The organism is Acidovorax sp. KKS102, from assembly GCF_000302535.1.
Lineage (GTDB): Bacteria > Pseudomonadota > Gammaproteobacteria > Burkholderiales > Burkholderiaceae_C > Acidovorax.
In genome coordinates this window covers 3,416,258-3,440,949 of the sequence record NC_018708.1, presented here as the reverse complement: position 1 = coordinate 3,440,949, position 24,692 = coordinate 3,416,258, and the positions used below count along the sequence as shown (strand labels likewise).

The window sequence follows — 24,692 nt, the reverse complement described above, 5'->3', positions numbered from 1 at the left end:
CGTGAGCGCAATCTTCCTTTCAGCCAGTGTCCCACTTGTCGGCCGCGGCTCGTATCACGAGACCGCCAATCCATTCCTCATCCAATGCGCTGTGAGGGAACTGGTCATGGCCGTCATTCGTCAGCACAAGATCGTGTGGGGAGGCCATCCCGCTATCACGCCTATGATCTGGAGCATTTGTGAGGATTTGGGTGTCGATTATTCTGGGGCCGTGGTTCTGTATCAGAGCACGTTCTTCAAGGATCGTTACCCGGAAGAAAACGACCGTTTTCACAATGTAGTATTCACCAATGCAGTTGCCGGTGACAGAGAGGCGAGCCTGCTGCTAATGCGGGAAGAAATGCTGTCGCGCGATGATCTCGTTGCCGCTGTTTTCATCGGCGGCATGGAAGGAGTGGAAGCCGAGCATGAACTCTTCAGGAAATTCCACCCCGCCGCCAAAGTTCTGCCCGTACCGTCGCCAGGCGGGGCGGCCTTGAACTTGGCCAAAGATCAAGGTTATTTCGCCGATGCGGATCTTGGTGATGTGGACTTCGCGCAACTCTTTCACACGCACCTCGCATTGAACATTCAAGGTGCAGCGAGTTGAGTCTCCTCTGCAGATTTACATGATCCAACAAAGGACTCGCCATGCCACGGAAAATCTTCTATAGCTTCCACTATCAACGCGACAGTTGGCGCGCCTCCAAGATACGGAATATTGGTGTTGTTGAGGGCAACCAACCAGCAAGCGATAACAAATGGGAAGAAGTGAAGCGAGGCGGCGAGGCCGCAATCAAGCGCTGGATCGACGATCAGCTGCAAGGACGGACATGCACAATTGTTCTGGTCGGAGCCGAAACGGCGAATCGCCCCTGGATTCGATATGAGATTGAGCAGTCATGGAATAGTGGCAAGGGACTCTTGGGGATACGAGTCCATAAGCTGCTGGACCACAACCAGCAACCATCAGTTGCCGGGGCCAATCCATTTGACTCATTTACCTTGAACGACGGTAGAAAGCTATCCACCGTCGTCCGCATGTACGATCCACCAGGGGCCACGAGCAGTGCGGCCTATAACCACATCAGTGACAACCTGTCGGGCTGGATTGAAGCGGCGATCGCTGCGCGCTAAGAAGCCAAGCCTCTCGTCAAAACAACGACCCAGTGCTCATGGGGCGCCCATAGAGCTCCGAGATTTGCCTCTGGAACTGGGTCTGTCCTCCATAGCTAGGATGCCTCACGCAAATCACGGGTACGGAATCCGTGATGCGATGGGCCGCAGCGGCGGCATCGTTGCCGATGGCGACGATGCGAGAGGGACGTAGCAAGACAATGAGCTGTTGGAGCAGTTCTTCGCCGGCTCGCCTCTCACGCGCGTTGTGCTGCCGGTTGGTGAACGGATCTCCTGATTCGTGCGGATGCAGAGGGAAAACGTTCCAGAGGAAGATGCGGGCATCAATATGTTCCAGCATGCCCCATATGACCGCGGCGGTTCGTTCGGCCACAGCACTGCCTATCGTCGGCCGTTCGGCGACCTGGTCGAGATTCCAACGCCTAGCGTGCTGGCTTATGTGAAGGTCGTCGGTCAGGGCTAACCCAGTGCGGCGTCCTCCGCGATATCCGAGGTCTCGTCCAATCCATATCGCGTCTACGGGTTCCTCGGTTGCACGACGCAACATGGCGGACAGTGCAGCAGCACGGCGACGTGGTGCATCGCGTCGATCATGAACTTCACAACGATCCGAATACGGATTGAAGCAGTCTTCGAACTGCAGAGAAGCAACTGCATCAACGAACGGGTGGATCTTCATTTTTCAGACTCAAGTGGCATGTATTTGATGGTGCGTTGTTCTCGGTTTCCAATGATCCAGCCGCCTTGATTTTCCTTGAGCTGGCGAAAGACAGCATAGCCATCCAGGATTGCCTTTTCCCAGAGCTTTAGCGGACATTTCTCCACTTCGTAACCACTCACGAACTCACCAATGGTCTTGAGAACCCCAAGTGAGACCTTTTCCTGATTCTCGAAGAAATTCAGCTCCTTGGCTCTGGAGAAAATCCACGCTGAAAGCCCTTCTTCCACGACGATGGCCCGACCACTGTCCTGCTCTTCATCGTATTTCGGATTGCTCTTTCGCTTGTGCTTGATCAATGCCCGCATCACAGGTGACCAGTGCAGGATTGCTGCATAAGAAAAGTGGAAGACATCATGGAACCGGTAGCCATCGCGATCGGCAATGTTGTCCGTCAGAGGGTCTCCAATGAATACGCCCTTCCATTGGAGGTAACTCTTGCCACTGCCTCGCTGATTGACCCGGATTTTGAAATCCCTGGGTAGCTGTTCCTCAATTCCAAACTCACTGTCGAAATCAAGGCCAGCCAGGTCTTCTGCCTGCGGCTCCAAGAACGCGCCGCGAGCTTTCCGGAGATTTCCGCGAGCCACCTCAGAGAACGCAAGTTCGGCCGCATGAATTGCATCCAGGTAAGCCCGTGCGAAAGCAATCAAGTCTGCGCGTGCAGGCGTACTTCCAAGTAGCGCTGCCGCTGACTGCCCCAAACGCACCAAGGTGGCATCCAACGAAGCAGTCGCGGCGACAGGCACAGCGATATAGGCTAACGCACCTTCGGTGATGTCACTTGCAGCGCCCACATTCTTGAAGTTTCCGTGGTTCGCAGCTTCCGAGAATATCTCTTCGAGAGGAATCTGCAGGCGCCTGCAGATTGCAGCCAAATACCAGAGGGTGTCGCCAAACTCTTCTTCTGCCGCCTTCTTGAAACCCGGGTAAGCCGTTCTCTCTCGAACACTTTTCTTGGCCGTAGCCATTATGCCGCCGACTTCTCCGTATAGACCTTGGAGGACAGGATTGAAGTCATTCGGGTTGAGTACGTCTGTGGCTGCAATTTCCGCAGCGTAATCCGAGAGCAAGAGGGAGCCTTCCTTTTTCATCGGTCACCTGCGAAGAGTCAGCCATTCGAATGGAGCGCCCTGATAACCGCTCACGTCAAAGCTGCGAATCCATTTCTCAAGGTTCGCAATCAGTTGCGCATCGTCAAAGGTGGTTAGACCTATTCCCGTTTTGCATAAGGGCCGATCTTGCTGGTCTTTCAGTTCCTCGGGAAATTCCGGACCCTCGCCCCCGAAGTACACAAAATCATTACTGATCAGGACCCTGTTGACGCCCGTATCACGGGCAACATGGTCCGGGTTGAGCGTGCCATTGGGGCGGGAATGAAATGAGTCTCGCTGCTGCCAAGCGGCTCCAGGCGCGGCCCTGAAGTAGATGTTGTCCCCGCAACTTTGCTTCCGACTCCCATTGCGGTACGGCATCTTGTATTCAAACCGTGGATCTGCGCCATATTCGTCGAATGTCATCGCCTCGGTAACGCGCATCGCGTACACGAGACGCCCGCCACGTCGGACAGTTCTATCATTGCTGCCACTGCCGACCACCCAATCACCGATGTCAGCGGATCGGCGGATATTGGGTTTGCAGGTCGCAAGCGTGCAGTAGCCATAGAAAGGGTTGGGCGCGAAACCACTGTCGTATCGCACCACATAGGAGTGAATGCGAGCCATCAGCAGGGATGCCGCTTGAGTGGAACCGGGTCGCAGGCACCACCGTCTGGCTTTTCCCACGAGTCCTTCCCGTTGATCGCGTCAATGATCGCATCGCCGTTCCACCCAACCAAGGCGTCGGCATATTCTTTCAGGGCCTCTGGAAGGTCGCATTCCTTCTCGCCATGCTCCCAAACACCGACAATGCGCTTGCCCTGTTTGGCCGCATATTCGATTTCCCAGTTCACCCAATCGCTATTCTTGGTCTGGGGCGAAACGTAGCAAATGAACACTCCAGCCCAGTTGATGGCAGGGGCAAGGATCTGCGTCTTTATGTAGTGCTCATCGGTGGCATTGTTGAACTTCCCTGTATGGATGGAGGAATCCCTGACCTCGATCCCTTTTGGAGCTAACAGATCCTTCAGCTTCTGGAGTCCGTGATCGTCCTTATGGACATGGCTGATGAACACGTTCCTTTTCTCTGCCACCTGTCACCTCCATTGTTCTTACATGGTTTGAAGATCGTAACTGTGTTTTCGGCCGCTGTGGCAGGAAATGCTGACCCGTTTGCCTTGATCAAATAATTGCCTGCAAACCCTTGTCGGCGATGACGTTGAGCAGCTTGAGGGCCGGCCCGGTGGGATGGGTTTCGCCTTGCTCCCACTTTCGCACGGTCGACGCGGTGGTGTGCAGGTGAAGTGCGAACACCGGCTGGCTGAACTTCAACCGTTCGCGCAGGTGTTTGATGTCGGCAGCACTGAACTCCCGCACCGGCGGCGGGCAGATCGCGTCGAACTCGCGCATCGTCACCTTGCCGATCGCTCCCGCTTCGTGGAGCGCAGCCAGGTCGCCACGCAGGGATTCAATGATCTTGCTCACAATGCACCTCCAATAACACGCCCGAGTGCAACGCCTTCGACAAAGCCTCGGCGGACAGTTCCAGGAACACCTTGCCGGCGAATTGCAGCGCCTTCTTCTCGTCCTGCGTGATATTCGCCTTGTCGCTCTTGGGGAACCCATGCAGGAATACGTAGCGGCTGCCGATCCGGGCCGACAGCAGCGTGCGGTAGCCGCCGCTCTTGCCGCCGCCGGATCGGGCAACCCGCTTCTTGTAGAGGAAGCCGCCCAAGTCCGCGTCAATCAGACCGCTTTCCATCTCTTGAACCGCCTTGCACAAGGCAGCATCAGGCAGCTTTTCGCCCGCCTGCCACCGTGCAAAGTCCTTCCGCTTGAGGACGTGGGTCATCTTGACCTCCAAACTATACCCGTAACGGGCATACTTTTCCAGTCCCCAGTGCGATGCACGGGCGGGGAGGGCTGCCGAACCGATTGGCGTAACGGCGACACGGCAGTCAGGGCCGACATGCCGAGGCACTGGTCACCGATCATGCGGTCACCTCTTTGGGTTCTTGCCGCGTGCCGACGACCGACTTGCGCCGGCTGGCTACCAACTCGGCTGCCTTACGCACCGGGTCGTCCTCGGTGTGGACGTAGCGCATGAACATCGCCACGGTCTTGTGCGCGGTTAGCGCCATGCCGACCTTGACGGGGATGCCGGAATTGGCAATGTCGGTCGCTGAGCGGTGGCGTATGCCGTGGGTGCCAACCTTCGGCACGCCGGCGCGATCAAGGATTCGGCGCCACGCCTGATAGTAGGAATGGGGGCCGAGCGGCTTGTCATGGTCGAGGATGGCCGGGCATACGTAGGGCGAATTGCCGTAGCGAGGTGCATTCGTCAGCAACCGGCGGGCTTCCTCGCTCAACGGCTTGGACATATCGCCCGTCTTGCTGTCCGGCCAGACAACCCGGCCATTGGGCAAGTCGAGCCAATCCCACTGCAACAGCAGGATCTCCGACATGCGGGCCGCGAACTCGAATTGCAGCCGGACGGCCAGCAGATAGATGGGATGTTCCAGGCCCTCGGCCTCGGCTTTGTCCAAGTAGGCGAACAGGCTGACCATCTGCTCGTCGGTGATAAGGCGGGTCGAGCCTTTCTCCGGGTACTTGGGTACGTGACGGCAAGGATTGGAGCCATCGGGCCGGTAGCCCCACAGTTCGGCCAGGTTGAACATCTTGCGGACGAGCGACAGTACGCGGTTGGCCTGCGTGGGGGACCTCTCCATGCGCTTCATCAGCGCGGTGATGTCGTGGCGCGTGACCTCGTGAACCTTCTTGCTGCCGAAGGCTGGGATGACGAAGTTGTCGATCTGGTACTGGTAGCTGGCCTGGGTGCTGGGCTTGTTGTGCGGCTTGGAGTGGTCATCCATGAACCGGCCGCACAGTTCCTTGACCGTCGGCGCCTTGCGGGCTTCGGCCTTGTCGAGTCCGGGATCGCCCCCGCGCCGGACTTCGGCCAGCCAGTCTTGGGCCAGCGACCGGGCCTGTTCGACCGTCAGCTCGCCGAACTGGCCGAGTGCCGGCTTGCGCCGCACGCCGGAGTTCGTGCGGTACTGAACCATGAAGACCTTGCGGCCCGTTGGTGTTATCTTGCACAAGAAGCCCGGAACGAGCGTATCCCGGAGTTCCACATCGCAGGTTTGCGCCTGCGCCGTGTCAACGACGGACTTGGTGAGTTTGATCTTCGCCATGAGGTGCTCCTGAAAGGCCCCGATTCCAGGGGCCGGCTAGGAGCCAGGCGGAGGGGAACCGGGGCGGTTTGCATCGCGCACCGGGATATGATCGAAGGCACTGGCCTCGGGGAAAACCTGCTACAGCAAGCCTCATCCAAGTCCATCGTTAGCCCGGTGCGGATGCCATGCTCTGGCTTAAAATCCGCCGCTTTCCTGAAAAGGGGCGTGCCGGTTCGACCCCGGCTCGGGGCACCACTACGATTCAATCATGTCAAGTTACAACGCTCCCTTTGAAATCCATGTCCACGGACAGGTCCTCCTGCGGGCTGATGTCGGTTTCGACCAGCTTCAAGAGGCGCTCAAACCGCTGTGGAAGTACGCTGGAGCACGTTCGCTGGCCGACGGTGCCGCCAGTGCCTACGAAGAAGAGCCAGGTATCAAGTACGACGCGCAAGAGCATTTGCTGCAGATGTGTTGGACGGTGCGTGGCGATGAGGATTTCCGCCAGTCGCTCGACGAGATGTGCATGAGCCTCAATGAACTGGCCGAGCAAGGTGCCGCCATTGAGGTCACTTTCTACGACACCGACTTTGATGAAGACGAAGAAGAGCAGGGTGCAGAGTCACGCGATGACTTCGTGATGCTTTTTGTCGGCCCCACGCCCGCTGCCATCATGCAGGTGCAGCGTGACCTGCTGGTGCAAGACGTGGTGAACATGATGGAGCGCCACTTTGATGGCGCCGAACTGGGCGGCGTGGTTGCCGAGATCGACAAGCTGTTCAGCCAGCGCTTCGACGCCCTGGTGAACTCGCTGGAGATTGGCAAGCCCCCGCGTGGCCCTGGCGGCCCCAGCGGTGGTCACGGCGGCGGTGGTGGCCGTCGCCCGCGCCACCTGCACTGATCTGCGCCGCCGGCTTGCGGCGCATGCGCTGCTTGTGGGGGCAAGCCCAGCGGCACACCTCACTCATTTCTTCCAGGCATTGGGTGATTTCTCTCGTCGCTTCAATGCGCATGTGCGTTCGCGCTACCCTATGTCCTGGCCATCGCCGCCTTGTTGCCCATGAGCACTGATCTTCCGTATCTGCGTTCCTACCCCGCTTCGTTGCAGGACCAGGCGCGTGATCTGTTGCAGCAGGGCAAGCTTGGCACGGTGCTGCTGCGCAAGTACCCGCAGGCGCATGCCGTGCGCAGCGACAAGGCGCTGTATGACTATGCGCAGGAGCTCAAGGCTCGCTATCTGCGCAACGCAGGCACGGTCAACAAGGTGCTGTTCGACAACAAGATCCACGTAGTGCGCCATGCACTGGGTTTGCACACCGCCGTGTCACGCGTGCAGGGCAATCGGTTGGCCGCCAAACATGAGATTCGCATTGCCGCGATGTTCAAGCAGGCGCCCGAAGAGTTCTTGCGCATGATCGTCGTCCACGAACTGGCCCACCTTCGCGAGAAGGACCACGACAAAGCCTTCTACCAGCTCTGCACCCACATGGAGCCTCAGTACCACCAGTACGAATTCGACCTGCGCCTGTACCTTACCCATGTGGAGCAGGCGGGTACGCGGCTGTGGGGCTCTGACGCTTCCTGAGGATTCAGGACTGTCAGCGCATCAGGTGCACCAGCTGATGGTGCTCCAAAAAAGATAGCTATCAGCGCATATAAAACCTGCGCTAGCGGTCTTTTTTCCCATCAAGGCACTGACACGCTCTGGCAGAGTCTGGCAGGCAGGTTCAGCCAGCGCTGGGCTGCTGCCTGCATCATGGCGACAGGGCCGGTGGTGAGCAGTTGTACGGGCTCCGAGCCCATAGGGGATGTGGGCTGGCCGGACGGTGGCAACGCGAGGAGACCGGCCGCCTCCAAGAGGCGCCGCGTCTGGCGTGCCACAGGTTCACCCGTTTCGATGAACTGAACGTCCGGCCCCACCAGTGCGCGCAACTCATGGGCCACAAAAATGTAGTGCGTGCAGCCGAGAACCAGGGTGTCCATCTGCCCGGGTCCGGTGCCAAAGCTGCCCATGGCCTGCACATAGCGTTCGCACAGCGCACCGGTCTCTGTGGCATGGACAGGGCTGCCAGGGGCAGCGGCGGGCAGGGCGACGCTGCGCTCAATGGCGTGTGCCAGACCATCGCAGGGCTGCACCACAAAATGGGCCTGGTCGGCCAGCGAGGTCATGAGCTTGCTGAACTTGGCACTGGTCAGCGTGCCCCGGGTGCCGATGACACCCACATGCCCTGTTTTGGTCACCGCCAAAGCAGGCTTCACGGCGGGCTCCAGGCCCACCAGGGGCAATTCTGGGTGGCTGCTTCGCACCTCATGGATGGCGGCTGCCGTGGCGGTATTGCATGCCACCACCAGGGCCTTGATGTGGTGCTGCTGGCACAGATACTCGGTGATGGCGTGTGTGCGGGCCGCCACAAAGGCGTCGCCGCGCTCGCCGTAGGGGGCATTGGCACTGTCGGCCAGGTACACGAAGCGCTCGTGGGGCATGGCGGCCAGCAGGGCGCGGAGCACGCTCAGCCCGCCGACGCCGCTGTCAAACACACCGATAGGAGAAGAGGCCTGCGGCATCAGGAAGCCCGTGATTGGACAAAAGGCTGGATTGTAGGAAAACAGGAAATGCCTGCAGCGTTGGCTTTGGAGCTACGCCTCGGGCTGCGTCGCCGACCGCGCAGCTGCAGAGCACTGGGGGAAAGCAAAAGGCTCAGCGTGCGGGCGACTGGGTCTTGCTGGTGACACCGGTGGGGGCGTCCGTGACTTTCGGGTGCGACAGCAGGTAGTAGCGTTTGACCACGGTCTTTTGCCCTTCTGAGCCCCCTGCGACCAGCTCGCTGCTGATGCTCACCAGCACGCCACTGGCCTGGTTGAGCTGCGCGGTGAGTGCGCACAGATACCAGGCGGCCTCTTCGCTCGCCAATTGCGTGGTATCGGTCTGCAGGATGTCGATGCCGTGCTCACGACCATACAGGCGCGTGAGTGCGCTGCCCGTGGCAAACGATTTGCGCTTCGGGTTTTTCAGGTCGGGCACCCGTTCTACGGCTTCCCATGCCCAGCGCTTGCTTTCGGGCCACCACGTGCCCAGCAGCTCTGCATCAAACACCGTGCGCTTGCCGCCACGGAGCACGGTGAAGGTCTTGTTGAAAAAGTCCAGGGTGCGCAGTTGGCTGCCCGCCAGGTGCTGGCTGTTCAGCAGCTGTTGGCGTTCGATGTGGAATGCGATGCTGGCGTCCAGCAGCGCGGCGTCGCGGGCCGGCAGCGCGCCGCCAAAGGCGGTTTGCGCGTCATGCTGTGGAACCATGGGCGGGTTGGCGCTGGCCGCCAGGGGCAGGGCGCTGATCAGTGTGGCCAGCAGCAAGGTGCGCAGAGGCTGCTGAAGGGGCTGTGCAAACCCGTGGTTCAAAAGCATGGTGGGGGCGGCCAAGGCCGAGAAAGAGGAGTCGGATCGAACCAGCATTTTTGCCGAAGCGGGTGTAGGGATGTGTGTCGGGGCGGCCACAAAAAAACCGCCCGAAGGCGGTTCTTTGTCATTGCACCTTGTGTTGCAGCGGGCACCGTGCGGGCCCTGCCACACCAACGCGCATCAGGCCGCAGCGACGCCGATGCCCTTGAACTCGCCCGAGGCGATGCGCTTTTGCCACTCGGCCGGGCCGGTGATGTGGGCGCTGGTACCACCGGCATCCACGGCCACGGTCACGGGCATGTCCACCACGTCAAACTCGTAGATGGCTTCCATGCCCAGGTCTTCAAAGCCCACGACCTTGGCGGTCTTGATGGCCTTGGAGACCAGGTAGGCGGCGCCGCCCACGGCCATCAGGTAGGCGCTCTGGTGCTTCTTGATGGCCTCGATGGCGACCGGGCCGCGCTCGGCCTTGCCCACCATGGCGATCAGCCCAGTCTGGGCCAGCATCATTTCGGTGAAACCGTCCATGCGCGTGGCGGTGGTCGGGCCTGCGGGGCCCACGGCCTCACCCTTCACCGGGTCTACAGGGCCCACGTAGTAGATGACGCGGTTGGTGAAGTCCACAGGCAGCTTCTCGCCCTTGGCCAGCATGTCCTGGATGCGCTTGTGCGCGGCGTCGCGGCCCGTCAGCATCTTGCCGTTGAGCAGCAGCGTGTCGCCGGGCTTCCAGCTGGCGACTTCTTCCTTGGTCAGCGTGTCGAGGTTGACCTTCTTGCTCTTGTTGTAGTCGGGCGCCCAGTCCACGTTGGGCCACAGGTCCAGGCTGGGGGGCGTGAGGTACACGGGACCCGAGCCGTCCAGCACGAAGTGCGCGTGGCGCGTGGCCGCGCAGTTGGGGATCATCGCAATCGGCTTGCTGGCCGCGTGCGTGGGGTACATCTTGATCTTGACGTCCAGCACGGTGGTGAGGCCGCCCAGGCCCTGCGCGCCAATGCCCAGGGCGTTGACCTTTTCGTACAGCTCCAGGCGCAGCTTTTCGACATTGTCGAGTTCGGCCCCGCTGGCTTGCTTGGCCTGCAGCTCGTACATGTCCAGGTCGTCCATCAGGCTTTCCTTGGCCATGAGCACGGCCTTTTCAGCCGTGCCGCCAATGCCGATGCCCAGCATGCCGGGCGGGCACCAGCCAGCGCCCATGGTGGGCACGGTCTTGAGCACCCAGTCCACCACGTTGTCGCCGGGGTTGAGCATGTACATCTTGGACTTGTTCTCAGAGCCGCCGCCCTTGGCTGCCACGGTGATGTCCACGGTGTTGCCGGGCACGATCTCGGTGAAGATCACGGCGGGGGTGTTGTCCTTGGTGTTCTTGCGGGCGAACTGGGGGTCTGCCACGACCGAGGCGCGCAGTGTGTTGTCGGGGTGGTTGTAGCCACGGCGCACGCCTTCGTTGATGGCGTCGTCCAGGCTGCCGGTGAAGCCTTCCCAGCGCACATCCATGCCCACTTTCAGGAACACGTTGACGATGCCGGTGTCCTGGCAGATGGGGCGCTGGCCGGTGGCGCTCATCTTGCTGTTGGTCAGGATCTGGGCGATCGCATCCTTGGCCGCCGGACTCTTCTCGCGCTCGTAGGCTCGGGCCAGGTGGGCGATGTAGTCGGTGGGGTGGTAGTAGCTGATGTACTGCAGTGCGCCGGCAATGGATTCGATCAGGTCTTCTTGGCGAATGGTCGTCGTGGTCATGGCGGTGGGGGTTTTAGGGAAAACGCGAACCCCGAATTATCTCCCGGCGGGCTTGCGCGGGCCTGTCAGGGGCGATGGGGGGTGGTAGCGCGCCATGGCCTTCGGTGGGTATGCTGCGGGCTGGTGTTTCATTCATTCCCATCCGCTCACCGAGCGCGCAAGGCCCCACCGTGAAGACCTCTACCCCCGACGCGACCGCATACCGCACCGAAAAAGACACCTTCGGCCCCATCGATGTGCCTGCCCAGCGCCTGTGGGGGGCGCAGACACAGCGCTCGCTGCACCACTTCGCCATCTCGGGCGAGCGCATGGCGCCGGAGCTGATCCGGGCGCTGGCCCAGGTCAAGCGGGCCAGCGCCTATGTGAACAACGCGTTGGGCCTGCTCGATGCGGCCAAGACCACGGCCATCGTGGCGGCGGCAGACGAGGTGATCGAAGGTGGTCACCTGCAGGAGTTTCCGCTGGTGGTGTGGCAGACCGGATCGGGCACGCAGACCAACATGAACATGAACGAGGTGCTGGCCAACCGGGCGAGCGAGCTGCTGGGTGGCCCGCGCGGCGAAGCGCGCCTGGTGCATCCCAACGACGAGGTGAACAAGAGCCAGTCAAGCAACGACGTGTTCCCCACCGCCATGCACCTCGCGGCGGTGGATGCGCTGATGCACCGCCTGCTGCCCGCGCTGCACGGCCTGCGCACCACCTTGGCGGCCAAGGCCCAGGCGTTTGACGGCATCGTGAAGATTGGCCGCACCCACCTTCAGGACGCCACGCCCCTCACACTGGGGCAGGAAATTTCGGGCTGGGTGGCGCAGCTGCAGCATGGCGAAGAGCATGTGCGCACCGCGCTGCCGCACCTGTGCGAGCTAGCCCTGGGCGGCACGGCCGTGGGCACGGGGCTCAATGCCCCCGCCGGTTATGCGCAGGCCGTGGCCAAGGAATTGGCCGACCTGACCGGTCTGCCGCTGGTCACCGCCCCCAACAAGTTCGAGGCCCTGGCCAGCTGCGATGCGCTGGTGCATGCCCACGGTGCGCTCAAGACCCTGGCGGCCAGCCTGATGAAGATCGCCAACGATGTGCGCTGGCTGGCCAGCGGCCCGCGCAGCGGGCTGGGCGAGATCACCATCCCCGAGAACGAGCCGGGCTCGTCCATCATGCCGGGCAAGGTCAACCCCACGCAGTGCGAGGCGCTGACCATGCTGTGCGCGCAGGTGCTGGGCAACGATGTGGCCATCAACATCGGCGGGGCCTCGGGCAACTTCGAGCTGAACGTGTTCCGCCCGATGGTGATCCACAACTTTCTGCAGAGTGTGCGCCTGCTGGCAGACGGCATGGCCAGTTTCAACGAGCACTGCGCCGTGGGCATCGAGCCCAACCAGGCGCGCATCAACGACCTGGTGGAGCAGTCGCTGATGCTGGTGACGGCACTGAACCCCCACATCGGCTACGACAAGGCCGCCTTCATTGCCAAGAAGGCGCACAAGGAGGGCACCAGCCTGCGTGCCGCCGCCGTGGCCTCGGGCCATGTGACGGGCGAGCAGTTTGACCAGTGGGTGGTGCCGGGGGATATGGTGGGGCGCTGATTTCCTTGATGCAGGCCCTATGCCCGAGGCTTGCTCAGAAACGCCAGCAGTCTGCGCTCGGCAGCGCTGAGGCCGCGGGGTGATGTGCCGCCGCCAAGGCGGGCCCACACCTGCTGGCTGCGTGGGCTAGGGTCGGACGCGATCTGTGCGCCCAGCGCCAGGACGGCGGGGTGCACGTACGACTTTTTGCACACAGCGGGCGTGTTGCCCAATTGGTAGGCCACCTCGGCCAGGACGGCCTGGGCGCTGTAGCGCAGGCCCTTGTCCGAGGCGTTGGCTGCATCGGTGCCGGTACCGTTACCGGTGCAGGCCAGCCGGGTCAGCTCCAGCGCCTGCGTGGTCCCGTGCCAGGTGCGGAAGTCCTTGGCGGTAAAGCGTTCGCCGGCGGCCTTGCCAGCGGTGCGGGTGATCTCGTTCAGGTAGTCATTCACGTCGCCAGAGCCCAGGGTGCGCAGGTTGCCGTCTTCGTCCGCATACTGAAAAAGCTCTTGCCCCGGCAACTGCTGGCAGCGGCGCACCACTCGGGCCACCTGCGGGTCGTTCAGGGTGGTCTCTTGCTGCACCCCGCTCTTGCCGCGAAAGCGCAGCCGCAGCTCGTTGCCCTGCAGCCGCGCATGCCGCGTGCGCAGCGTGGTCAGGCCATACGAGCGGTTGGTGCTGGCGTATTCCTCATTGCCGACGCGCAGAAAAGTGGTGTCCAGCAGGCGCACCAGCGTGGCCAGCAGCCGCTCGCGCGTGAGCACCGGGCCTCGGCGGGGTGTGGTCAGGTCGCGCGCCACGCGGGCCCGGATGCGCGGCAGCGCCCTGCCAAAGGCCTGCATGTGCTCGAACTTGCCTTCGTCCCGCTGCCGGCGCCATAGGGCGTGGTAGCGGTACTGGCGCCGCCCGCGTGCATCGAGCCCGGTGGCCTGCAGGTGTCCGTTGGGCAGGGGGCAGATCCACACCTGGGTGTAAGCCGGCGGGATGGCCAGGCGCCGGATGCGATCGATCTCGGGCGGGTCTTGCAGCCATTGGCCATCAGGCAGGCGGTAGCGAAACGCCTTGGCGCCGCAGCGTACCCGGGTAATGCCCGGCAGTGTGGGGCTGACGTACACCAAGCCACCTTGCAGTCCGGGTGATGGGGAGGGCGCGGGTTCGGATGAGCGGGCCGAGGATGGGGTGCCGGGCTTGGGGGATGCGGGCATGAGGGGCAGTGGATAAAGCCGGTGAGTGGGCTTTGATCACACCCGCTGGTGCCCGCGAGCGGTGTAGGCCTGTGGCGTGCGCTGCGGTGAGCGACCCGCGCAACCGTGCTGTGGAATCCGTGCCGCGATGTGGTGCAAAAGAGGCTGTAGCGCATATTGAATATGCGCCTGCTGCTATCAAAATCGTATCAATCTGGCGCCGTCGGATCCAGCGCAAAGCCCACGCCATACACCGACCGGATCCAGTCGCTGCCGTCTGTGCTGGCGGCCTTGAGCTTCTTGCGCAGGTTCTTGATGTGGCTGTCGATGGCGCGCTCGTTCACATCCAGCGTGTCGTCATAGGCCTGGTCCAGCAACTGGGCCCGGGAGAAGATGCGCCCGGTCTGCCGCGCCAGCACCTGCAGCAGCTTGAACTCGCGGCGGGTCAGTCCCAGCGGCGTGCCGTGCAATGTGGCTTGCCAGTGCGATTCGTCCAGCATCAAGGCGGCGGTGGTTGTCTGGTGGGCTGGCGGCTCTTGTGCGGCAGCGGTGCGGCGCAGCACGGCCTTGACGCGGGCCACCACCTCGCGCGGCGAGAAGGGTTTGCAGATGTAGTCGTCGGCGCCCAGCTCCAGACCGATGAGGCGGTCCAGCTCTTCCACGCGGGCCGTGAGCATGATGATGGGGTGCTGCGTGTGGCGCCGCGCCTGGCGCAACATCTCCAGGCCGTCCATGCCGGGCAGCATGATGTCCAGCAGCGTGAGGTCGGGCGGCGTGGTGAGCATGCTCGCCAGCGCGGCGCGGCCCTCGGCCTGGTGCTCCACCGCATAGCCCGCGTGGCGCAGGTAGTCCACCACGATGGCGGCGATGTCGGGTTCGTCTTCGACGACAAGGATGCGGGGGCTCATGAAGGGTTGTCCAGCAAGGGCAGTTGCAGTGTGATGCGCAGGCCGCCGAGGGGGGAGGGTTCGGCCGTCAGCGTGCCGCCGTGGGCGAGCACGATGGTGCGGCAGATCGCCAGGCCCAGGCCCGAGCCGCCGTGGTCGCGGTTGCGCGAGGTTTCTGCGCGGTACAGGCGGTCAAAGATGCGGGGCAGCTCGTGCGCGGGCACGCCGGGCGCGCTGTCGTCCAGCTGCACCTGCAGCTGGGGGGCTCCATCGGCCGGTGGCAGCACGCGTGCCGCAATGCGCAGCAGGCCGCCCGCGTCGGTGTAGCGCAGGCTGTTTTCCAGCAGGTTCAAAAACACCTGGTGCAGCTGCTGCGCGTCGCCGCGCACCAGGGGCGCGGGCTGGGCAGTGCCCTGTACGGTCAGGGCATCCAGGCCGCTGGTGTCCACATCGATGCCCGCCTGCGCCAGACGGGGGCGCATGGACGCCAGCGCCTCGGCCAGCAGCGACAGCGGGTGCACGGGCACCTGGGCTGAGGGCGCGCTGGTGCCCGCTGCATCCAGGCTGGCGCGCAGGTCGCCCACGAGCTGGATCAGGCGCATCACCTGCCGGTGCAGGCGCAGCGCGGTCTTGTCGTCAAAAGGGCGGATGCCGTCCTGCACGGCCTCGATCTCGGCGCGCATGGCGGCCAGGGGCGTGCGCAGCTCGTGGGCCACGTCGCCCAGCCACTGGCGGCGGCTGGCCTCGATGCTGCCCAGCTGTTCGGCCATGGTGTTGAAGGTGCGGGCGAGCTGGGCCAGCTCGTCGTTGCCGTGCACGGGCACGCGGGTGTGCAGGTGGCCTTGCGCGATGCCGCGCGCGCCGGTGGCCAGGGCCTCGACCGGGGCCAGCCAGCGCCGCGCGAGCCAGCCCGACAGCAGCAGCGCCAGGGCCAGACCGGCGAGGCCCGTCCACGCCACAAAGCCCAGGTGCTGCGCCAGAAAGGCCTGGTCGGCCTCGCTGCGCACGCCCTGGGGCGGTGCGAGCACGAGGTGGCCAATGACCTGGCCGCTGGCGCCGCGCAATGCCAGGCGGGCGCCCCCGGGCTGGGGCGCGGTGCCTGCGACCAGCTGATCTTGCGCGTCCAGCAGGCCCAGGCGGGGGTAGATGTCATCGGGGTGGCGCTGGGGCGGCGCAGCGCCACGGTCCATGGGGCGCAGGTCGTCGTTGGGCGGGCGCGGGGGCGGGCCATTGCCCGGGTCGGTGCCGCGGGCACCTTGGCTGTCGTTGGCCGCAGGGGCACTGGCCGGGCTGGCAGGCTGCATCAAGAGGCCAGATTGCGCGGAGGGGGGCGGGGACGCAGACGGCGCGGCAAAGGGATTGCTGTGGTCCGGTGGCGGGCCACCGGGCGGGCGGGAACCGCCGGGCCCGCGCGGGCCGCCGCTCGGGTGGGTGAGCCGTCCCCACAGGGAGGGCTGCCCGCGCAGGCTGTCCCAGCCGCCCGTCTGGGTGTGGTGGGCTTGCAGGCGCTCGGCCAGCCAGTCCATGCGGGCCAGCTCGATCTCGGCGACATACGGCCCCAGGCCCCGCTGCAGCCCCAGGCGTGAGAACCCCACAAAGATCAGCAGCAGCGCCAGCAGCAGCGCGGCCAGGGCGATGAAGGCTTTGCGGTGCAGCGTCAGGTGGGGCACGGGGACGAGGGAGCGCAGGGGCGGCATGGTGGGTCAGCGGGCGGGGGGCAGGCCACCCGCGCCGGGGCCACCGGGCCCGCCAGCGGGCATGGCCACCAGGGTGCCGTCCATTGTGCGGCAAGTGCCGGCCAGGGTTTTGCCGTCGGGCATGGTGAGCGTGACGGAGGCGCCTTCGGTCTTGCCCTTGCAGGCGGCGTAGGCCTCTGGAGGCGGCGCGGGCGGTGTGCCGCGGGCGGGCTGGGCGTGGCTGGGGGGTGCAGCGGCCAGGGAGATCAGAGCCAGGCTGGCGAGAAGGGTGTGCATCTGTTGCATGGTGTGCCTTAGAAATGAGCGGAAGAAGCGATGGGGAGGGGCTCAGACCGCGATGGAGATCGTGATGCTGGCGGAGTAGCCACCGCCGGAGTTGGCCTGCATGGTGGTCATCTCCAGATCGGTGCCGTCGCTGAACACGTTGTCAGTGGCGAAGGTGATGGAGGCCAGGTTGCGCACGCTGGCGCTGTAGCCGGAATTGGCGCTGTATATGCTGCTGAGCAGCGCGGTGGGAAAGGCCAGCTGCGTGGTCTTGATCTTGTTGGCGGCCTTCGTCGCCGATGCCAGCGTGGGGTAGATCTCCAGGTGCATGTGGGGCATGCGGCCTGCATAGCAGCCCGGCACGATGGTGGTGAAGGTGACGGTGCCGTTGGCATCCGTGGCCTGCACGCCGCGCAGGTAGTTGTCGGCGATGTTGTTGGAGGAATAGACGGAGTAGTTGCCGTCTTGCGTGCAGTGCCAGAGGTAAATGGCGTACCCCGACAGCGGTGCGCAACTGGCCTTGGTGTTGGTCAAAGTGATGGTGATGGACAGCGGCACACCGCTGACCTGGGTGGACGAACCCACCGAGCTGCGGATGTCCGAACGCACGATGCCGCTGAGCGCGAGCACGTTGTAGGTGTTGTTGCTGGCCGTGGAGCCGTCGGCAGGGTAGGGGCCGGCGGTTTCCTCGGGTACGACGGAACAGGTGGTGGTTGTGCCGGTGCCCGTTCCCGTGCCGGTCCCTGATCCGGTGCCGGTGCCGCTGCCCGTGCCCGAACCGGAGTCTGTGCCAGTGCCTGCGTCGGTGCTGGTGCTGTCTCCACCTCCGCCGCAGCCCCACAGGGTGGCAACGCCCAGGGAGCCCAGTGCGCTCAATGCCAGGCGGCGGCTGGTGGCGGTGGGGGGGGTGAGGGGGGCTGCTGCTGCGGGTGCTGGCGCCGTGGCGGCGGTTGGGACGAGAGAGTGCAGAGGGGGCATGGATTTCTCCTTCGGTTGGGTCTGCACCGCACTGTGCCTACCGATTGAGGAGAAATCTGGGAGCGCCGCCGGGCGCTGCCTGTTGAAGTGTGCTCACTTCAAATTTGATAGCTGTCAGCGCATATTCCACTAGCGCTATGGGCAGTTTTGACTGATATTTTGCCCTGGGCAGGCGCAGCGGCGCCGGGCCGCCCAGGGACTCCCGCTGTGCTCAGTGGCTGTCGGACGAGTGCGACATCAGCCGGTCGGTCAGCGCAATGGCCAGGGCGCTGAGCAGGAACACCACATGGATGATGGTTTGCCACATCAGCACCTTGAGGTCGTAGTTGGCGGCGTTGATGAAGGTCTTGAGCAGGTGGATGGAGCTGATGCCGATGATGGCGGTGGCCAGCTTGACCTTGAGCACCGAGGCGTTCACATGGCTCAGCCACTCAGGCTGGTCGGGGTGGTCTTCGAGGTGCAGGCGCGAGACAAAGGTCTCGTAGCCGCCGACGATCACCATGATCAGCAGGTTGGAGATCATCACCACGTCGATCAGCGCCAGCACCACCAGCATGATGATGGTCTCGTTGAGCGCGGTGACCTGGAAATCGCTTTTGTAGCCAATGCTGGACACCAGGCTTTGCAGGGCAGCGGTGTTGCCGAATGCCGCCTCGATCAGGTGCACCAGCTCCACCCAGAAATGGAAGACGTACACCGCCTGCGCCAGAATCAGGCCCAGATACAGCGGCAATTGCAGCCACCGGCTGGCGAAGATCATCGAAGGCAGGGGGCGCAGTGGCGCGGGGGGCTTGTGTTGGGGAGAGGACATGGCACTCGCAAAGGGTTGCAGGACGCGCGATTTTAGGGGGCGCGAATGTCTTCGCGATGGCATCCTGGGCGGAGTCTGTCGTGCCCGGGCCCGTCGCCGGGAACGACCTCACCGCTGGCGTGGGGGAGGCCGCGCAGCCTGCGCCCGGCGGGCCGCGATAGCGTACTCTGTAAGCTTCGCGCCAGTCAGTGGCCTGTAAGTGCCGCACCCGACAGTACCGCCCAATTCCAATTCCCATTAGATCCAGGAGACAACACCATGAGTGCGCCCACATCCGCCATCGAGTCCGTGCTGGTTGAGAACCGTGTGTTCCCGCCCTCGGATGCCATTGTCAAAGCCGCACGTGTGTCCGGCATGGCGGGCTATGAGGCGCTGTGTGCCGAAGCCGAGAAGGACTTCGAGGGCTTCTGGGCGCGCCAGGCACAGGCCAACCTGCAGTGGACCAAGCCTTTCACGCGCACCTTGGACGGGTCCAACGCGCCGTTCTTCCAGTGGTTTGCCGATGGTGAACTCAACGCATCGGCCAACTGCCTCGACCGCCACATCGGCACCCCCACCGAAAACAAGACCGCCGTCATCTTCGAAGCCGACGATGGCACCGTCACCAAGATCACCTACAAAGAGCTGCTGGCCCGGGTGAGCCAGTTTGCCAACGCGCTCAAGGCCCACGGTGTGGCCAAGGGTGACCGCGTGCTGATCTACATGCCCATGACCATCGAAGGCGTGGTGGCGATGCAGGCCTGCGCGCGCATTGGCGCCACGCACAGCGTGGTGTTTGGCGGCTTCAGCGCCAAGGCCGTGCACGAGCGCATCATCGACGCCGGTGCCGTGGCCGTGATCACCGCCAACTACCAGATGCGCGGCGGCAAGGAGCTGCCGCTCAAGGCCATCATCGATGAAGCCCTGGCCATGGGTGGTTGCGACACCATCCGCAACGTGTTCGTCTACCAGCGTACGGCCACGGCCTGCAACATAGTGGCCGGGCGCGACAAGACCTTTGCCGAAGCCTTGGCTGGCCAAAGCACCGAATGCGCCCCGGTGGCCGTGGGTGCCGAGCACCCGCTGTTCATCCTGTACACCAGCGGCTCCACCGGCAAGCCCAAGGGCGTGCAGCACAGCACCGGCGGCTATCTGCTGTGGGCCAAGATGACCATGGACTGGACGTTCGACCTGCGCGCCGATGATGTGTTCTGGTGCACGGCCGACATCGGCTGGATCACGGGCCACACCTACGTCGCCTATGGCCCGCTGGCGGCAGGCGCCACGCAGATCATCTTTGAGGGCATCCCCACCTTCCCGAACGCGGGTCGCTTCTGGCAGATGATCGAGCGCCACAAGTGCACCATCTTCTACACCGCCCCCACGGCCATCCGCTCGCTCATCAAGGCCGCCGAGTCCGACGAGGCGGTGCACCCCGCGCGCTCCGACCTGTCGAGCCTGCGCATCCTGGGCAGCGTGGGCGAGCCCATCAACCCCGAAGCCTGGATGTGGTACCACAAGAACGTGGGTGGCGAGCGTTGCCCTATCGTGGACACCTTCTGGCAGACCGAAACCGGCGGCCACGTGATCACTCCGCTGCCCGGCGCTACGCCTCTGGTGCCCGGCAGCTGCACGCTGCCACTGCCCGGCATCACGGCCGCCATCGTGGACGAAATGGGCAACGACGTACCCAACGGCTCGGGCGGTATCTTGGTCATCAAGAAGCCCTGGCCCAGCATGATCCGCACCATCTGGAACGACCCCGAGCGCTTCAAGAAGAGCTACTTCCCCGAAGAGCTCAAGGGCTACTACCTGGCCGGTGACGGCGCGGTGCGCAGTGCCGACCGGGGCTACTTCCGCATCACGGGCCGCATCGACGACGTGCTGAACGTGTCGGGCCATCGCATGGGCACGATGGAGATCGAATCTGCCCTGGTCGCCAAGACCGACCTCGTGGCCGAAGCCGCTGTGGTGGGCCGCCCTGATGATGTGACCGGCGAGGCCATCTGCGCGTTTGTGGTGCTCAAGCGCTCGCGCCCCACGGGCGAAGAAGCCAAGCAGATCGCCAACGAGCTGCGCAACTGGGTGGCCAAGGAAATCGGCCCCATTGCCAAGCCGAAGGACATCCGCTTTGGCGACAACCTGCCTAAGACCCGCAGCGGCAAGATCATGCGCCGCCTGCTGCGCAGCATCGCCAAGGGCGAGGCCATCACCCAGGACACCAGCACGCTGGAGAATCCGGCAATTCTGGATCAGTTGGCCCAGACCAACTGATCCAGAAGGCGCCGTGCAACGGCGCCAGCGCGCAGCGCTTGCCGGATTCGGGGACACTCATATCGCGCAGCGATGTGATGTGGCCCCAAAACCCGTTGATCATCACCCCGGTATGTGATCGAAACAGCGGGTCCGCTCACCCGGCGGGCTCGCAGCGCGCTTTGTAGGACGCAATCTCCAATTACTCCTCTGGAGCGTGTGAATCCCTGCGCATGCGTTACAACGACAGCATGGCGTGGCCGGTCATCGTGGCCGGGCGCCGCTGACCGGAGATTTCACATGCAACTGCGTTCCTTCGTTTTGCTGCTGACCGTGCTGGCCATCGCCGCACTGGCCGCCCTGAACTGGCCCACGCTGGCGGCTCCCTCCCTCGTATCCCTGGGTGTGGTGTCGTTTGAGGCACCCTTGGGCTTGCTGATGCTGGCACTCACCACCTTGTTGGGCATCTTCTTTTTGGCGTATGTGTTGTCGCTGCAGGGCTCGGTGCTGCTCGAAACCCGTCGCCACACCAAAGAGCTGCAGGCGCAGCGCGAACTGGCCGACAAGGCCGAGGCGTCCCGGTTCACGGAGTTGCGTGCCTTTCTGGAGGCCCAGCACCGCCAAGCCCACGCAGCCGTGCTGGCGCGTCTGGACCACCTGGAAGCTCGCCTCGCCGCGCGCGCCGAGGAGTCTGACAACACCACGGCGGCCTATGTGGGGCAGCTGGAGCAGCAGCTGCGCTCCCGCCATGCGCTGGGGACGCCTGTCGTTTAGTCCCGCGCTACTGCAGGAACCGGCGCAGGTTCCTGCGCTCTTGGTTCCACCGCTGCAAGCGTCTGAGCACCAAAGCGTCCGGGCACAAAAAAGCCGCGTCACATGGTGCGCGGCTTTTTTCATGGGTTCTATCGGGCGTCAAACCCGGAACCCTTGGGCTTCAGCCAATTACTTCTGCGTCAGCACCCAGGCGGCCAGCTTCTTGGCTTCGGCGTCATTCACTTGGGCATTGGCTGGCATGGGCACCGGGCCCCACACACCAGAGCCACCCTTGATGATCTTGGCTGCCAGCTTGTCCACAGCGTCCTTCTGACCAGCGTATTTGGCTGCCACATCCTTGTAGGCGGGGCCCACCAGTTTCTTGTCCACTGCGTGGCAAGCCATGCAGTTCTTGGAGGTGGCCAAGGCCAGGTCGGCCATCGCGGGTGCCGCAACCGACAGCGTCAAGGCGAGGGTGATCAGGGAACGCTTCATGGTGGGAATTCCTGTGGTTGAGTTACAGTGCTTTTAATGCGATTGTAGTGACTTGGGTTGACACGCAGTTGTCCTTGGTCAATCCCGCTTTTCGCGGCATTTTTTGGAGAGAGCGATGTATCTGCTGGGTCTGTCCCTTCTCATTCTGGCACTCAAGTATTTCGAGATCGGCCCTGTGGCCACATGGTCGTGGTGGTGGGTGCTGGCACCCTTTGCTGCCACGGCGCTGTGGTGGGCCTGGGCTGATTCCACCGGCTACACCAAGCGCAAGGCCATGGAGAAGATGGACCAGCGCAAAAAGGACCGCATCAACAAGCACAAGGAAGCCTTGGGCATTCGCCCACGCAAGCCGCGCTGACACTGGCGCTGGTCCCGCCTCAAGGGGCTCATGGTGGTTTGCGCGATGAGTTTGTTCTCGTCGTCTATTCAACAAAAAGCCCGCAGTACATCGCGTACTGCGGGCTTTTTGTTGTGAACCGACCCCCTGAGGAAAGACGCTAGCCGAAGCCGGAACCGTCTTCTCGCCTCCGGCCGGTGTGCAACCGCAGCGCCATCAATAGGCGTCCAGCACAGCCCCCTTGCTCGCGCTCGACGCGTTGAACGCAAACTTGGCTTGCACACCGCGGGTGTAACGCGGGGCAGGTGCCGTCCAGGCGGCGCGGCGCTTGGCGATTTCTTCGTCCGGCACATTCAGTTGCAGCAGCAGCTGGCGTGCATCGATGGTGATGCTGTCGCCCTCGTTGACGAAGGCAATGGTGCCGCCCGCGGCGGCTTCGGGCGCCACGTGGCCCACCACCATGCCCCAGGTGCCGCCGGAGAAGCGGCCGTCGGTGATCAGGCCCACGCTCTCGCCCAGGCCCGCGCCGATCAGCGCGCCGGTGGGCGCCAGCATCTCGGGCATGCCGGGGCCGCCCTTGGGGCCCAGGTAGCGCAGCACCATCACGTCACCGGCCTTGATCTTGCCTGCCAGGATGGCTTCGAGCGCCGACTGCTCATCGTCAAACACGCGGGCCGGGCCGGTGATGACAGGGTTCTTCAAGCCGGTGATCTTGGCCACCGACCCCTCAGGGCTCAGGTTGCCCTTCAAGATGGCCAGGTGGCCTTGCGCGTACATGGGGTTGCTGATGGGGCGGATCACGTCCTGGTCGGCGCGCGGCTGGTCGGGTACGTCCTTCAGCACTTCGGCAATGGTCTTACCCTCGATGGTGAGGCAGTCGCCATGCAGCAGGCCTGCATTCAGCAAGATCTTCATGACCTGCGGGATGCCGCCTGCGCGGTGCAGGTCCACAGCCAAGTACTTGCCGCTGGGCTTCAAGTCGCACAGCACGGGGGTCTTCACGCGCACGCGCTCGAAGTCGTCAATGCTCCACTCCACACCCGCTGCATGGGCAATCGCCAGAAAGTGCAGCACGGCATTGGTCGAGCCGCCGGTGGCCATGATCACGGCAACGGCGTTCTCGATGGACTTTTTGGTCACGATGTCGCGCGGCTTGATGTCCTTCTTGATGGCCTCGATCAGCACCTTGGCCGACTCCTTGGCCGAGTTCATCTTCTCGTCGTGCGGGTTGGCCATGGTGGACGAATAGGGCAGGCTGATGCCCAGGGCCTCGAACGCGCTGCTCATGGTGTTGGCGGTGTACATGCCGCCGCACGAACCCGTGCCGGGGATGGCGCGCTTCTCGATCTCCTTGAGGTCGAAGTCGCTGAGCTTGCCCGCCGCGTTTTCGCCCACGGCCTCGAACACGCTCACGATGTTCAGGTCCTTGCCCTGGTAGTGGCCGGGCAAGATGGTGCCGCCGTAGACGTAAATGGCGGGCACGTTGGCGCGCAGCATGCCCATCAGGCCGCCGGGCATGTTCTTGTCGCAGCCGCCGACCACCAGCACGCCGTCCATCCACTGGCCGCCCACGCAGGTTTCGATGCAGTCGCTGATGACTTCGCGGCTCACCAGGCTGTATTTCATGCCTTCGGTGCCCATGGCCATGCCGTCGCTGATGGTGGGGGTGCCGAACACCTGGGCGTTGCCACCGGCTTCTTCGATGCCTGCAATCGCCGCATCGGCCAGCTTTTGCAGGCCGCTGTTGCAGGGCGTGATGGTGCTGTGGCCATTGGCCACGCCCACCATGGGTTTCACGAAGTCGCCTTCCTCGTAGCCCATGGCGTAGTACATGGAGCGGTTGGGTGCGCGCGACTTGCCCTGGGTGATGTTGGCGCTGCGGCGGTTGATGGGCGCGGAGGGCTTGCTGGAGTCGGTCATCGTGGGGCGTCCTGGTGTCGGGGTTGGTGGGGCTGGAGCGGAATGGGTCATTCTGCCAGCGCCGTCGCACGCCGTGCGGTCTGCCCCCGCAATCCCCAAAGCCGCCGCCCCGTGGGGACCCAAAGGGCTGGGCGATAATTGACAGGTTTGCCCCCGGCACTGCTCAAGAGGTTGGTTGCACGGGAGCGAGGGGTGCTCTTCACGAATCGAGCGGAAAGTGAGCACTGCGGATCGGGATGGGCTGCAAGGCGCAAAGCGCAGCAATAGCCGGTGCTATTGCGAGCATTTGCAACGCTGCAGACCGTCCGAGGCCGCGGATGCACACGGCGCGATGGTG

The 24,692-nt window shown here is 63.6% G+C and carries 26 protein-coding genes; 8 read left to right on the top strand and 18 right to left on the bottom strand.

Features of this window, described 5'->3' with window-relative positions; genetic code table 11:
* Position 1 precedes the first annotated feature (1 nt).
* A complete protein-coding gene (locus tag C380_RS15770; protein WP_043565517.1) occupies positions 2–589 on the top strand; it encodes a hypothetical protein in 588 nt (195 codons plus the stop codon).
* 41 nt (positions 590–630) lie between these two features.
* Entirely contained in the window at positions 631–1,116 is a 486-nt protein-coding gene (locus tag C380_RS24565) for a TIR domain-containing protein (protein WP_011805825.1), read from the top strand.
* 16 nt (positions 1,117–1,132) lie between these two features.
* Here the strand turns inward: C380_RS24565 and C380_RS15765 are convergent, their stop codons facing one another.
* The 7 genes from C380_RS15765 to C380_RS15735 all read right to left on the bottom strand — a co-directional run bounded on the left by C380_RS15765 (position 1,133) and on the right by C380_RS15735 (position 6,125).
* Positions 1,133–1,795: a uracil-DNA glycosylase gene (locus C380_RS15765; protein WP_011805824.1), complete on the bottom strand. Its 663-nt coding sequence runs from the start codon at positions 1,793–1,795 to the stop codon at positions 1,133–1,135.
* Positions 1,792–2,928: a nucleoside triphosphate pyrophosphohydrolase family protein gene (locus tag C380_RS15760; protein WP_015014842.1), complete on the bottom strand. Its 1,137-nt coding sequence runs from the start codon at positions 2,926–2,928 to the stop codon at positions 1,792–1,794. Before C380_RS15760 ends, C380_RS15765 begins: the two co-directional genes overlap by 4 nt.
* 3 nt (positions 2,929–2,931) lie before the next feature.
* Positions 2,932–3,558 carry a hypothetical protein gene (locus C380_RS15755; RefSeq protein WP_011805822.1) on the bottom strand — a complete coding sequence of 209 codons (627 nt, stop codon included), beginning with the start codon at positions 3,556–3,558 and terminating at the stop codon, positions 2,932–2,934.
* A complete protein-coding gene (locus C380_RS15750) occupies positions 3,558–4,025 on the bottom strand; it encodes a TIR domain-containing protein (RefSeq protein ID WP_013721787.1) in 468 nt (155 codons plus the stop codon). The genes C380_RS15755 and C380_RS15750 overlap by 1 nt, the downstream gene beginning before the upstream one ends.
* A gap of 88 nt (positions 4,026–4,113) precedes the next feature.
* Positions 4,114–4,416, bottom strand: a complete 303-nt coding sequence (locus tag C380_RS15745) for a DNA-binding transcriptional regulator (RefSeq protein ID WP_011805820.1) — start codon at positions 4,414–4,416, stop codon at positions 4,114–4,116.
* Positions 4,400–4,783, bottom strand: coding sequence for a type II toxin-antitoxin system RelE/ParE family toxin (locus C380_RS15740; RefSeq protein ID WP_011805819.1), 384 nt, complete (start codon positions 4,781–4,783; stop codon positions 4,400–4,402). The genes C380_RS15745 and C380_RS15740 overlap by 17 nt, the downstream gene beginning before the upstream one ends.
* Positions 4,784–4,922: 139 nt before the next feature.
* Positions 4,923–6,125: a site-specific integrase gene (locus tag C380_RS15735; protein ID WP_011805818.1), complete on the bottom strand. Its 1,203-nt coding sequence runs from the start codon at positions 6,123–6,125 to the stop codon at positions 4,923–4,925.
* Between the two features lie 250 nt (positions 6,126–6,375).
* On the opposite strand from C380_RS15735, the gene C380_RS15730 reads away from it, so the two are divergent.
* Both C380_RS15730 and C380_RS15725 read left to right on the top strand, forming a co-directional pair.
* The gene (locus tag C380_RS15730; protein WP_015014841.1) at positions 6,376–7,008 is read left to right on the top strand and encodes a DUF6806 family protein; all 633 of its coding nucleotides are present in this window, start codon (positions 6,376–6,378) and stop codon (positions 7,006–7,008) included.
* A 159-nt stretch (positions 7,009–7,167) separates the two neighbouring features.
* Positions 7,168–7,692 carry a M48 family metallopeptidase gene (locus C380_RS15725; protein WP_015014840.1) on the top strand — a complete coding sequence of 175 codons (525 nt, stop codon included), beginning with the start codon at positions 7,168–7,170 and terminating at the stop codon, positions 7,690–7,692.
* Positions 7,693–7,793: 101 nt separating this feature from the next.
* Here C380_RS15725 and murI read toward each other — a convergent pair whose 3' ends face one another.
* The 3 genes from murI to C380_RS15710 form a co-directional block, all read right to left on the bottom strand.
* A complete protein-coding gene (murI, locus tag C380_RS15720) occupies positions 7,794–8,672 on the bottom strand; it encodes a glutamate racemase (RefSeq protein WP_015014839.1) in 879 nt (292 codons plus the stop codon).
* Between the two features lie 133 nt (positions 8,673–8,805).
* On the bottom strand, positions 8,806–9,507 hold the full coding sequence (locus tag C380_RS15715; RefSeq protein WP_148279982.1) for a DUF6882 domain-containing protein: 702 nt from the start codon (positions 9,505–9,507) through the stop codon (positions 8,806–8,808).
* Positions 9,508–9,681: 174 nt separating this feature from the next.
* Positions 9,682–11,238, bottom strand: coding sequence for a fumarate hydratase (locus C380_RS15710; protein ID WP_015014837.1), 1,557 nt, complete (start codon positions 11,236–11,238; stop codon positions 9,682–9,684).
* Between the two features lie 170 nt (positions 11,239–11,408).
* On the opposite strand from C380_RS15710, the gene fumC reads away from it, so the two are divergent.
* Complete coding sequence (fumC, locus tag C380_RS15705) at positions 11,409–12,818, top strand: class II fumarate hydratase (RefSeq protein ID WP_043566685.1); 1,410 nt, start codon at positions 11,409–11,411, stop codon at positions 12,816–12,818.
* 17 nt (positions 12,819–12,835) lie between these two features.
* Here fumC and C380_RS15700 read toward each other — a convergent pair whose 3' ends face one another.
* The 6 genes from C380_RS15700 to C380_RS15675 all read right to left on the bottom strand — a co-directional run bounded on the left by C380_RS15700 (position 12,836) and on the right by C380_RS15675 (position 18,618).
* The gene (locus tag C380_RS15700; protein WP_015014835.1) at positions 12,836–14,002 is read right to left on the bottom strand and encodes a DNA topoisomerase IB; all 1,167 of its coding nucleotides are present in this window, start codon (positions 14,000–14,002) and stop codon (positions 12,836–12,838) included.
* A 188-nt stretch (positions 14,003–14,190) separates the two neighbouring features.
* Positions 14,191–14,889: a response regulator gene (locus C380_RS15695; protein ID WP_015014834.1), complete on the bottom strand. Its 699-nt coding sequence runs from the start codon at positions 14,887–14,889 to the stop codon at positions 14,191–14,193.
* Positions 14,886–16,565, bottom strand: coding sequence for an ATP-binding protein (locus C380_RS15690; protein ID WP_015014833.1), 1,680 nt, complete (start codon positions 16,563–16,565; stop codon positions 14,886–14,888). Before C380_RS15690 ends, C380_RS15695 begins: the two co-directional genes overlap by 4 nt.
* A gap of 6 nt (positions 16,566–16,571) precedes the next feature.
* Positions 16,572–16,850 carry a hypothetical protein gene (locus C380_RS15685; protein WP_015014832.1) on the bottom strand — a complete coding sequence of 93 codons (279 nt, stop codon included), beginning with the start codon at positions 16,848–16,850 and terminating at the stop codon, positions 16,572–16,574.
* Positions 16,851–16,892: 42 nt separating this feature from the next.
* On the bottom strand, positions 16,893–17,807 hold the full coding sequence (locus tag C380_RS15680; protein ID WP_015014831.1) for an intradiol ring-cleavage dioxygenase: 915 nt from the start codon (positions 17,805–17,807) through the stop codon (positions 16,893–16,895).
* Between the two features lie 211 nt (positions 17,808–18,018).
* Complete coding sequence (locus C380_RS15675) at positions 18,019–18,618, bottom strand: TIGR00645 family protein (RefSeq protein ID WP_015014830.1); 600 nt, start codon at positions 18,616–18,618, stop codon at positions 18,019–18,021.
* 258 nt (positions 18,619–18,876) lie between these two features.
* On the opposite strand from C380_RS15675, the gene acs reads away from it, so the two are divergent.
* Complete coding sequence (acs, locus tag C380_RS15670; protein ID WP_015014829.1) at positions 18,877–20,871, top strand: acetate--CoA ligase; 1,995 nt, start codon at positions 18,877–18,879, stop codon at positions 20,869–20,871.
* A gap of 279 nt (positions 20,872–21,150) precedes the next feature.
* Positions 21,151–21,624, top strand: coding sequence for a hypothetical protein (locus C380_RS15665; protein WP_015014828.1), 474 nt, complete (start codon positions 21,151–21,153; stop codon positions 21,622–21,624).
* Positions 21,625–21,792: 168 nt separating this feature from the next.
* Here C380_RS15665 and C380_RS15660 read toward each other — a convergent pair whose 3' ends face one another.
* Positions 21,793–22,098 carry a c-type cytochrome gene (locus tag C380_RS15660; protein ID WP_015014827.1) on the bottom strand — a complete coding sequence of 102 codons (306 nt, stop codon included), beginning with the start codon at positions 22,096–22,098 and terminating at the stop codon, positions 21,793–21,795.
* A gap of 115 nt (positions 22,099–22,213) precedes the next feature.
* On the opposite strand from C380_RS15660, the gene C380_RS15655 reads away from it, so the two are divergent.
* Positions 22,214–22,456: a TIGR04438 family Trp-rich protein gene (locus tag C380_RS15655; RefSeq protein WP_015014826.1), complete on the top strand. Its 243-nt coding sequence runs from the start codon at positions 22,214–22,216 to the stop codon at positions 22,454–22,456.
* Between the two features lie 195 nt (positions 22,457–22,651).
* Here the strand turns inward: C380_RS15655 and ilvD are convergent, their stop codons facing one another.
* Positions 22,652–24,355, bottom strand: a complete 1,704-nt coding sequence (gene ilvD, locus C380_RS15650) for a dihydroxy-acid dehydratase (protein WP_015014825.1) — start codon at positions 24,353–24,355, stop codon at positions 22,652–22,654.
* Positions 24,356–24,692 lie beyond the last annotated feature (337 nt).

Coding starts and splice junctions, on each gene's coding strand:
- C380_RS15695 (WP_015014834.1), bottom strand. CDS start 14,889: ATGAGCCCCCGCATCCTTGTCGTCGAAGACGAACCCGACATCGCCGCC.
- ilvD (WP_015014825.1), bottom strand. CDS start 24,355: ATGACCGACTCCAGCAAGCCCTCCGCGCCCATCAACCGCCGCAGCGCC.
- C380_RS24565 (WP_011805825.1), top strand. CDS start 631: ATGCCACGGAAAATCTTCTATAGCTTCCACTATCAACGCGACAGTTGG.
- C380_RS15725 (WP_015014840.1), top strand. CDS start 7,168: ATGAGCACTGATCTTCCGTATCTGCGTTCCTACCCCGCTTCGTTGCAG.
- C380_RS15690 (WP_015014833.1), bottom strand. CDS start 16,565: ATGCCGCCCCTGCGCTCCCTCGTCCCCGTGCCCCACCTGACGCTGCAC.
- C380_RS15765 (WP_011805824.1), bottom strand. CDS start 1,795: ATGAAGATCCACCCGTTCGTTGATGCAGTTGCTTCTCTGCAGTTCGAA.
- C380_RS15675 (WP_015014830.1), bottom strand. CDS start 18,618: ATGTCCTCTCCCCAACACAAGCCCCCCGCGCCACTGCGCCCCCTGCCT.
- C380_RS15760 (WP_015014842.1), bottom strand. CDS start 2,928: ATGAAAAAGGAAGGCTCCCTCTTGCTCTCGGATTACGCTGCGGAAATT.
- C380_RS15755 (WP_011805822.1), bottom strand. CDS start 3,558: ATGGCTCGCATTCACTCCTATGTGGTGCGATACGACAGTGGTTTCGCG.
- C380_RS15730 (WP_015014841.1), top strand. CDS start 6,376: ATGTCAAGTTACAACGCTCCCTTTGAAATCCATGTCCACGGACAGGTC.
- C380_RS15700 (WP_015014835.1), bottom strand. CDS start 14,002: ATGCCCGCATCCCCCAAGCCCGGCACCCCATCCTCGGCCCGCTCATCC.
- C380_RS15665 (WP_015014828.1), top strand. CDS start 21,151: ATGCAACTGCGTTCCTTCGTTTTGCTGCTGACCGTGCTGGCCATCGCC.
- acs (WP_015014829.1), top strand. CDS start 18,877: ATGAGTGCGCCCACATCCGCCATCGAGTCCGTGCTGGTTGAGAACCGT.
- C380_RS15660 (WP_015014827.1), bottom strand. CDS start 22,098: ATGAAGCGTTCCCTGATCACCCTCGCCTTGACGCTGTCGGTTGCGGCA.
- C380_RS15710 (WP_015014837.1), bottom strand. CDS start 11,238: ATGACCACGACGACCATTCGCCAAGAAGACCTGATCGAATCCATTGCC.
- C380_RS15735 (WP_011805818.1), bottom strand. CDS start 6,125: ATGGCGAAGATCAAACTCACCAAGTCCGTCGTTGACACGGCGCAGGCG.
- murI (WP_015014839.1), bottom strand. CDS start 8,672: ATGCCGCAGGCCTCTTCTCCTATCGGTGTGTTTGACAGCGGCGTCGGC.
- C380_RS15680 (WP_015014831.1), bottom strand. CDS start 17,807: ATGCCCCCTCTGCACTCTCTCGTCCCAACCGCCGCCACGGCGCCAGCA.
- C380_RS15715 (WP_148279982.1), bottom strand. CDS start 9,507: ATGCTTTTGAACCACGGGTTTGCACAGCCCCTTCAGCAGCCTCTGCGC.
- C380_RS15655 (WP_015014826.1), top strand. CDS start 22,214: ATGTATCTGCTGGGTCTGTCCCTTCTCATTCTGGCACTCAAGTATTTC.
- C380_RS15740 (WP_011805819.1), bottom strand. CDS start 4,783: ATGACCCACGTCCTCAAGCGGAAGGACTTTGCACGGTGGCAGGCGGGC.
- C380_RS15685 (WP_015014832.1), bottom strand. CDS start 16,850: ATGCAACAGATGCACACCCTTCTCGCCAGCCTGGCTCTGATCTCCCTG.